General features: G+C 41.7%; 7 protein-coding genes and 1 pseudogene. 1 reads left to right on the top strand and 7 read right to left on the bottom strand.

The genetic code is table 11. The annotated features are described in order from the left end of the window. Window positions 1–168, top strand: a pseudogene (locus HT709_RS01775) (IS630 family transposase); the annotation flags it as partial. A gap of 161 nt (window positions 169–329) precedes the next feature. On the opposite strand, the gene greA reads toward HT709_RS01775, so the two are convergent. From greA to HT709_RS01740, 7 genes are all read right to left on the bottom strand, one after another. Next, complete coding sequence (gene greA, locus HT709_RS01770; protein ID WP_000818760.1) at window positions 330–812, bottom strand: transcription elongation factor GreA; 483 nt, start codon at window positions 810–812, stop codon at window positions 330–332. A 61-nt stretch (window positions 813–873) separates the two neighbouring features. Beyond that, entirely contained in the window at window positions 874–2475 is a 1602-nt protein-coding gene (gene mltG / locus HT709_RS01765; protein WP_001291668.1) for an endolytic transglycosylase MltG, read from the bottom strand. Window positions 2476–2555: 80 nt separating this feature from the next. Further along, window positions 2556–3050 (bottom strand): GNAT family N-acetyltransferase, encoded by a 495-nt coding sequence (locus HT709_RS01760; RefSeq protein WP_000702440.1) that lies wholly within the window; start codon window positions 3048–3050, stop codon window positions 2556–2558. Continuing rightward, entirely contained in the window at window positions 3047–3508 is a 462-nt protein-coding gene (locus HT709_RS01755) for a GNAT family N-acetyltransferase (protein ID WP_000405299.1), read from the bottom strand. Before HT709_RS01755 ends, HT709_RS01760 begins: the two co-directional genes overlap by 4 nt. 9 nt (window positions 3509–3517) lie before the next feature. Beyond that, on the bottom strand, window positions 3518–4852 hold the full coding sequence (gene murC / locus HT709_RS01750) for a UDP-N-acetylmuramate--L-alanine ligase (protein ID WP_100127802.1): 1335 nt from the start codon (window positions 4850–4852) through the stop codon (window positions 3518–3520). 10 nt (window positions 4853–4862) lie between these two features. After that, a complete protein-coding gene (locus tag HT709_RS01745) occupies window positions 4863–5480 on the bottom strand; it encodes a hypothetical protein (protein ID WP_000808213.1) in 618 nt (205 codons plus the stop codon). Window positions 5481–5527: 47 nt separating this feature from the next. Beyond that, on the bottom strand, window positions 5528–8626 hold the full coding sequence (locus tag HT709_RS01740; RefSeq protein ID WP_172925449.1) for a DEAD/DEAH box helicase: 3099 nt from the start codon (window positions 8624–8626) through the stop codon (window positions 5528–5530). Between the last annotated feature and the right edge of the window lie 5 nt (window positions 8627–8631).

Raw genomic sequence — 8631 nt, 5'->3', positions numbered from 1 at the left:
GAACAAGTGTGGAAAGAGATTCGTAAACGTGGATTTAAGAATAAAGCCTTTCGAACTTTGAAAGATGTCATGAATCAACTTCAAGATGTTATACAAGGACTGGAGAAGGAGGTGATAACGTCCATCGTTAATCGGAGATGGACTAGAATGCTTTTTGAAAGTAGATGAGTATTAAAACATGGTTTTGAGGTTGTAGATAGAACTGACGAAGTCAGTAACCATATATACGGCAAGGCGACGCTGACGTGGTTTGAAGAGATTTTCGAAGAGTAGCAAAATGGAAAAAGGAGTGAGTGAAGTACATCGCCTCCCCACTCCTTTTTCTGTTTTTAGGCTGTTTTTTCAACCTTCAAGATTTTTACATCATAGCTACCAACAGGCGTTTCAATGGTTGCTGTATCACCTGTTTTCTTGCCAATCAAGGCTTGTCCAATTGGGCTTTCATTTGAAACTTTACCTGCAAAGGCATCCGCACCCGCTGAACCTACGATAATATAAACTTCTTCTTCGTCCTCACCAATTTCTTGGATGGTGACTGTTTTACCAATCGCTACTTCGTCCTGGGCAACTGCGTCGCTATTGACGATTTCAGCATAGCGGATTTTTGTTTCTAAGCTAGAGATTTGTCCTTCGACAAAGGCTTGTTCATCCTTAGCTGCTTCGTACTCACTGTTTTCTGAAAGGTCACCGTATGAACGGGCAATCTTAATGCGTTCTACCACTTCTGGTCGACGAACCAATTTCAATTCTTCTAATTCTTTTTCAAGTTTTTCCTTTTCCTCAAGGGTCATAGGATATGTTTTTTCTGCCATTTTTCTCAACTTTCTTCTAATAATATTTTCTAAAGAAAATTATGTGAAGTATCACATAATTTTAGTTTGTTTGGTTTAATTTGCTGTTGACATGTTCAGCGACATTGCGATCGTGGTCTTCTTGATTATTAGCATAGTAGACCTTGCCTTCTGTGACATCTGCTACAAAGTAGAGGTTATCGCTCTTAGTTTGATTGATGCTTGACTCAATCGCATCCAGACTTGGACTATCGACTGGACCAGGCATGAGACCTACATTTTTATAAACATTATAAGGTGAATCAATGTTGGTATCAATCGCAACATCCTCAGCTAAGCTGATATTTTGCCCCAGTTTTCCTTGGGCATACAAGATTGCAATATTACTTTGAAGTGGCATATCACGATTCAAACGATTGTAGAATACACCTGCAATGAGCTTACGATCTTCTGTCTTGGCACCTTCTTTTTCGACCAAGGAAGCAATGGTCAACAACTCATTGACAGTCAAGTTTTTAGATTTGATAGTACTATAGTAAGGAGATAGGTTCTTATCCATAGCAGCTAACATCTCATCAATCAAGCTCTCAACAGTTGTGCTTTCCTTGATAGAATAAGTAGCTGGGAAAAGGTATCCTTCCAAACGATAACGCGCACCACTATCTTTTGCAGGCAAACTTTCCAATAAAGTAGGATATTTGGCTACTGCTTGACTGATAAACGTCTCATCTTGAACTTTTGCCAAGAAAGCCTCCGCTGTCAAAGACTCTTTGAAGTCACCTTCCAATTGACCCACAGCTTGTGCAATCTGATCCAAGGTATAACCTTCTGGAATTGTCAAAGTCGCAAGTACAGGTTCTTGCGGTTCATCTGTTCCACCTTTTTGCAACTCTTTGAGTAAGTCTTCTGTACTCATACTCTTTTGCAAATTGTAGTAACCCGCTTTCAAGTCGGTATAATTTTTATACTTGGCATAAAAGCTAAAAATCAGACCATGCTTTACCAAACCAGCTTTTTCAAGCGTCGTACCGATTTCTTGAACGTTTGAACCTTCTGGAATTCCAACCGTCACATATTTCTTAGAATTAGCATCGATAGGTAACAAAGAATCTAGCACGTACTGGTAACCAAAGTAACCACCTGCTGAGAGCAAGGCAAGGAATACAAGGAATGAAATCACAAAAGCTTTCACATGTGACTTCTTCTCTTTCTTAGACTTAACGGGTTTTGCTCCTTCTCTACGGCTACGACGTGGTGTATCGCTGATGATATCCACTGTTTCTGTAGCAGGCGTAGGTGTTTCTGGACCTGCTTGTTCTGCTTTTTTCTCTGCCGTCTTATAGGAAACAGCTACCCTTGTTGGGGTTTCATTGTATTCTCTTTCAAATTTCTTAGGTCTAACAGGACCTGGACCTGGTCCTGGTCTTGAACCACTTTCTTCCGCTGGAGAAGAAGGTACATCTTGACTTGGGTGAGTAGGCACGGTAGGAGCTTTTCTCATAATCTCCTCTACCGTTGACAAGGAATCAGCCATGAGTTCTTCAGCTGAAGGTTCATTTGCAGGAGTGCGAACTACTGCCTTATCTTCTTTCAGAACTTCATCATAGCCTTTTACTTTTTCTAAATCTCTCAGAATCTGCTCTTTAAAGCTTAATTTCTCTTCTTCTCTTGACTTTTCACTCAAAAGTTTTTCCTCCTTGTTGACAATCCATAATATTATATCTTAAAAGTCCAAGAAAAGCAACCTATGATACTTTTCCTAGCTTATTTTTTCGTTTCCCAAACCATATCATACCAGGTTTCCCCTGCAAAGGTTGACTGGGACAAGCCTTCATTGACAAATCCGTGCTTTTCATAGTAGGCGATGAGATAGTCATGACAGGTTAGGTTAATGCCATCTCTCTTATCTTCAAGAGCAACTTCTTTCAAGGCTATTAGTAATTTTTGTCCAAGTCCGAGGCCCTGTGCTTCTTTGGCAATAGAAAGACAGGTCACAGAGATATAACCACCAGGCTCATGACTATAGTCTTTTATTTCTTCTGTAAAGGACTGGTCTTGCAGATGGCGGTGTGGTCCAACTGGCCCTTCTATGTACCCCATGATTCTACCTACTTTTTCCGCAACCAGAAAAGAGGTCTGAATTTCTCGCAAATGCGATTCAAAAACAGATCGAGGAATAGCTTCTTCTACCGAGAAATTTTCTAGTTCAATCTCAACGATACGTTCTAAATCTTCTAATCTTGCTTGTCTGATCTTCATTGTACCTCCAGATAATAGGGATTAAACCAAATCATACTAAAACCCTGGCTAGTTTCATAAAGGGAAGTTTCTTCATCAATAAAACCGCTCATTTCAAAATAGGAAAGCAGCTCATCAGGACTCTTCAAACGAATCCCTTTGTAATCCAGCTCAACTGCCACCTCTTTCAAAGCCGCAAGAAGAAGTGTTCCCAATCCTTGTCTCTGATGGTCAGACTCAATGACTAAAGAATCTACTTTTAGACATTGCGGATTGTCTGACTGGGGACTTGATAGAATATAGCCTAAAAGTTGGTTTTCATCCCTAGCTAGAAGAAAGGTATCCGCACACTTACGGATACTTTCTTCTAAGATATGGGAAGGTTGCTGCTTTTCAGCCGGAAAAGACGAAGTTTGAAGTGCCTCTATCTCAGCCAAATCAGACTGACTTGCCTGAATGATCTTAATTGGAATTTCCATGAGAATAACCTATTGAACATTGCTTGTCAAGTTAGACAAGAGTCGTTCAAATGAATATTCATAGGTTTGGATATCTCCTGCTCCCATAAAGACATAGACAGCATTGTCATGGTCAAGGAGTGGTGAAACATTTTCAACAGTGATCACTTGGTGTTTCTTGTTGATTTTATTAGCTAGGTCTTCTACCTTGACATCTCCATGGTCTACCTCACGAGCTGACCCATAAATTTGCGCTAGGTAAACAGCATCTGCTTGGTTTAAAGCGTGGGCAAAGTCATCTAACAAGGCAATGGTTCTTGTAAAGGTATGCGGTTGGAAGACTGCTACAATTTCCTTGCTTGGGTATTTTTGACGAGCCGCATCCAAGGTCGCAATAATTTCTGTTGGATGGTGAGCAAAGTCATCGATAATCACTGTATCATTGACAATTTTCTCAGTGAAACGACGCTTAACACCAGCAAATGTTTTCAAGTGCTCACGCACCAAGTTCAAATCAAATCCTGCTGTGTAAAGAAGACCAATAACGGTTGTCGCATTCATGATATTGTGACGACCAAAGGTTGGGATGTGGAATTGACCCAATTCTTGTCCACGGAAATGAACAGTGAAGGTTGAACCAGTTGTTGAACGAAGAAGATCACTAGCTACAAAATCATTGCCTTCTACTTCAAAACCATAATAATAAATTGGTGCATCAGACGTAATTTTACGCAATTCTGCATCTTCACCATAGACAAAAAGACCCTTGGTAATTTGTTTGGCATAGTCGTTAAAGGCATTGAAAACATCCTCTAGACTTGTGAAATAGTCTGGATGGTCAAAGTCAATGTTGGTGATAATAGAGTATTCTGGGTGGTAAGGCATGAAATGGCGCTCATATTCGTCAGATTCAAAGACAAAATATTTGGCATTGGCCGAACCACGACCTGTCCCATCCCCAATCAAGAAGCTGGTATCTGTGATGTGAGACAAGACATGAGACAACATACCTGTCGTTGAAGTTTTTCCATGTGCTCCTGCTACTCCCATGCTAACAAAGTCACGCATAAAGCTTCCTAGGAACTCATGGTAACGTTTGTAGCTGATACCATTTTGGTCTGCATAGGCAATTTCGACGTTGTTATCTGGACGAAAGGCATTTCCAGCGATAATTTCCATATCACCGTCTAGATTCTTTTCATCAAAAGGAAGAATGGTAATTCCTGCCTGCTCAAGACCTCGTTGAGTAAAGTAGTACTTTTCAACATCTGAACCCTGTACCTTATGCCCCATTTGGTGCAACATCAAGGCCAAGGCACTCATCCCTGATCCCTTAATCCCGATAAAATGATATGTCTTTGGCATGTTTTCTCCCCTATTCTGTAATTCTGGTCAGATTCAACTCTTGGGCAACCCGACGTTCTTGTTCTGTTTGTTTACTTTTTTTATTGTAGATTTGGCTCTTCTTTAGAAAATCATAGTTGTTTTTCTTTGGAGCAGGTGCTGACACTTCTTCATTCTTGGTAGGGATAGAATGAACTTCCTCCGCTAAGATATAATGAGACTGGGTCAATTTTTGGCTATATCTGACAAATTCACCAGGATTTTCCTTTTGGAAAGGAGTTGTCGGTTGGTTGCCCTGTCTAAGAAGGCCTGATTTAGAATGACGTCTCGCACGGCTGAAATCCTGAGTTAGATAGTTAGCAGAGCGTTTCTTTTTCAAGTCTGCACGCGCTTCTTCACGCGCCACCTCCGCATAGCTCTTTCCTTCTTTTTTTACCCCTAAAGGAGCCTTTTTAGGTTTCTCTACTTGCTTTTCAAGCGGTTTTGCTGGTTTTTCTTCAGCAATAGGAGCCCATTCTAAATAATTTTTATCCCGATACTCACCCTTGATATTACTGATCAGATCAGACTCATCGTACAAGTTCATGACTGGCATTTCAGTCAGCATGACCTCGTCATCTGACACCAATGGAAATCGTTCTTGTTTCATTTTCTATTTCCTTTCAACACTTCATTATAGCGTATTGTCTTGATTTTTCAAGTGCTGGCTTCAGAAATTCCCAAAATTTCTCTAATTTCTGCTAGGGTGAGACTGCCACGTGACTCTGTGCCGTCCAATACTTGTGACACCAGATGTTTCTTTTGTTCTTGGAGTTCCTGAATTTTTTCTTCAATGGTTCCCTTGGTCACCAAGCGATAGACCTCAACCGTTTCTTCCTGACCCATCCGATGGGCACGGCCAATGGCTTGCGCCTCAACAGCAGGATTCCACCAAAGATCGACCAAGATAACCGTATCAGCACCTGTCAGGTTCAGACCGACACCACCAGCCTTGAGGGAAATCAGAAAGGCATCTCTTTCCCCTTGGTTAAAGGCCTTGGTCATGTCTTGTCTTTCCTTGGCTGGGGTTGAACCCGTAATTTTAAAGGAAGTCAAGCCCAAGTCTGGCAGTTCTTGTTCAATTTTCTCCAACATTCCCTTGAACTGCGAGAAAATCAAGACACGGTGTCCGCCGTCTGCCACCTGTACCAGCAGGTCTCGGAGACTATCCAGTTTGCCACTGGCTCCCTGATAATCTTCCATAAAGAGGGCAGGAGTGTCACAGATTTGGCGCAAGCGCATCAGACCAGACAAGATTTCCACACGACTTCGCTGAAATTCCTGATCTGACACTTGAGCCAATCTATCTCTCATCTGTTGCAACTGGGCTAGGTAGATAGCCTTTTGCTGGTCTTCCAGTTCATTCTTATAAACTACTTCAATCAAATCTGGCAATTCAGTCAGCACTTCTTCTTTCTTGCGCCTCATCACGAAAGGCTTGATAAACTGAGCAACGCGCTCAGCTGGTAATTTCATAAATTCTTTCTTGCTTGGCAAAAGTCCTGGCATGACGATTTGGAAAATAGACCACAACTCACCCAGATGGTTTTCAATCGGAGTTCCTGACAAGGCAAAGACAGACGGCACCACAAATTGTCTCAAAGTCTGAGCAATCTTGGTCTGGGCGTTTTTCATGACCTGAGCCTCATCTAAGAAAAGGAAGTCAAAGGCCATCCCCTGATAAAGCTCACTGTCCTGACGGAAGGTAGCATAGCTCGTCACATAGATTTGATGGCTATCAGCAAGAATCTCTTCACGACTAGCTTTCAAACCATGAACAACAGCCACATCCAACTGTGGGGCAAACTTCTGAAATTCATCTGCCCAGTTGTAAATCAAACCTGACGGTGCTAAAATCAAGACCCGACTTTCTTTTGTCACTTGACTGGTCAAAAAAGCAATAGTCTGCAGGGTTTTACCAAGTCCCATATCATCAGCCAAAATTCCACCAAAACCATAGTGATGGAGCATTTGCAGCCAGCCGATTCCCTTTTCCTGATAATCTCGCAAATCGGCCTGAACCTGAGTTGCTTGTCTAGGGAAGTCCTCTGGATGCGTCAAGTCGTGAGCCAGATTCTGGAATTCTTGTGAAAAAGAAACACGGTCTCGCCCTTCAAAGAGATGAGCTAAACTGTAGGCCAAAGATTTCCGAGCCTGCAAGGTCCCATCTTTTAATTCAAATTGCCCCAGCTCCTGTAGATTTTGACGAATTTTCTTGGTTTCTTCATCGAAAAAGTAGACTTTATTAGACGAATCAATATAAAAATATCGATTATCAACCAAGGCCTGCATAGCTTGGTCAATTTCCTCTTGGGCTATATCTTGAAAATCAAATTGAATTTCCAAGAGACCTCCCTTGGAAGTAATCTGCACTTGAGGGCTTGCTAGACTATAAAACTCTTCTAACTTGTCTGATAAATCAACATTTCCAAGTTTTTCAAAGACTGGAATGATTTCATGGAAGAAATGATAGACAGACTCTGCTTTTAAGGCCTGACGCCAAGATTGAAAATCTGCTTCAAAGCCCGCAGCCAAACAGACTTGGAAAATTCTTTCTTCTAAGTCCGTGTCACTTGAAAATGGTAATTCTTCTAGCTCTTGTCGGCTAGATACCTGTCTATTTCCATAATCAAACTGAATTTCTAAACGAATCCGATTATCTTCTTCCCTGTCAAAGTAAAAAGAGGGCGCAAAAGTTTTGATTTGTAGACGTTCTGGAGCTGAAACGGTACCCATCTGGATAAAAAGAGTCAGACAGGAGGCCAATTTGTCTCGATCACTGCTATCAAATTGCAGGTATTTCTTTCCTTGTTGACCCACAGGTAACACTTTAATTTCCTTGAGAAGACGCATCTGCTGGTCTGTTAAAAAATAAACCTGACCTTTATGGAAAAGTACTGCTCCCTGATAAAAGACATTGACCCTAGGACTCTCACTGATTTCCATTTCAAAATAGTCCGAGTATTCTGTTACTGTAAAGGCAAATAGATTGGCATCAGCATGCATATCCTGAAAAAGCAGGGTTTGGTAGCTATCCACTTGATGGTCAAATTGAAAATGGGGCAAGGCCATCAGTAAATTCACACCCTGCTCAAAAAAGGTCAGAGGGAAAAAGAGGTGCCGACCTTGGTTTTGGAAAAAGAGGTCTGGAGCCTGTCCTTCCTCCATCAGTCCTCGCAAGAAAGTCAGAAGTTCTTGGCTAGCCTCATCAAAGGCTTCCCAAGAAAGAGACTCCTCATAAATCTTGCCAATCATATACGACTTTCTCTGCTCGACAATCCTTAAAAAGAGTGGAATATCCCGAATGACATAGTATTTTTGGCTATTGATTTGGCCGATTCTCAGAGTCCACAAGATATGATTGGTCCCTGCTTCCACCTGCCCCACAGCCGATAATTCATAGGCACGTTCTGATTTTGGAGACAAGATTCGGTCCAAAAATTTGCCACCCAAGGTCACCTTGGTTTCAACGGCCTCTTTTTCTTCATGGCCTTCTTCCAGACTCTGCAAGATTTCCTGACCACGCTCATCATTTTTTAGAAAATGCTCCAACGCTGCCAAATGCACACAGTAGCCCCTCTTTTGGAAAAAATCGCAAGCACAAAAAACCAAATCATCCTCTAAACTATAGCGCAGTTCTTCTTCTGCAACGCGAGCGTAGAGCCGATTGTTCTTTTCCTTGATGATGTCAACCTTACCAGTTTCATAAAGGGCAACGCCTTCGATACGGACTTTCCCCGGAATCAATTTAGCCATATTTT

It is taken from the genome of Streptococcus sp. 1343 (assembly GCF_013277355.1).
GTDB classification, from domain to species: Bacteria; Bacillota; Bacilli; order Lactobacillales; family Streptococcaceae; genus Streptococcus; species Streptococcus pseudopneumoniae.
The sequence above is the reverse complement of the archived record's forward strand: the minus strand, read 5'-3'. Positions and strand labels throughout refer to the sequence as shown.

Excerpts from the sequence above, each read along its gene's own strand:
- HT709_RS01745 (WP_000808213.1), bottom strand. The coding sequence starts at position 5,480 with ATGAAACAAGAACGATTTCCATTGGTGTCAGATGACGAGGTCATGCTG.
- HT709_RS01755 (WP_000405299.1), bottom strand. The coding sequence starts at position 3,508 with ATGGAAATTCCAATTAAGATCATTCAGGCAAGTCAGTCTGATTTGGCT.
- HT709_RS01740 (WP_172925449.1), bottom strand. The coding sequence starts at position 8,626 with ATGGCTAAATTGATTCCGGGGAAAGTCCGTATCGAAGGCGTTGCCCTT.
- greA (WP_000818760.1), bottom strand. The coding sequence starts at position 812 with ATGGCAGAAAAAACATATCCTATGACCCTTGAGGAAAAGGAAAAACTT.
- HT709_RS01760 (WP_000702440.1), bottom strand. The coding sequence starts at position 3,050 with ATGAAGATCAGACAAGCAAGATTAGAAGATTTAGAACGTATCGTTGAG.
- murC (WP_100127802.1), bottom strand. The coding sequence starts at position 4,852 with ATGCCAAAGACATATCATTTTATCGGGATTAAGGGATCAGGGATGAGT.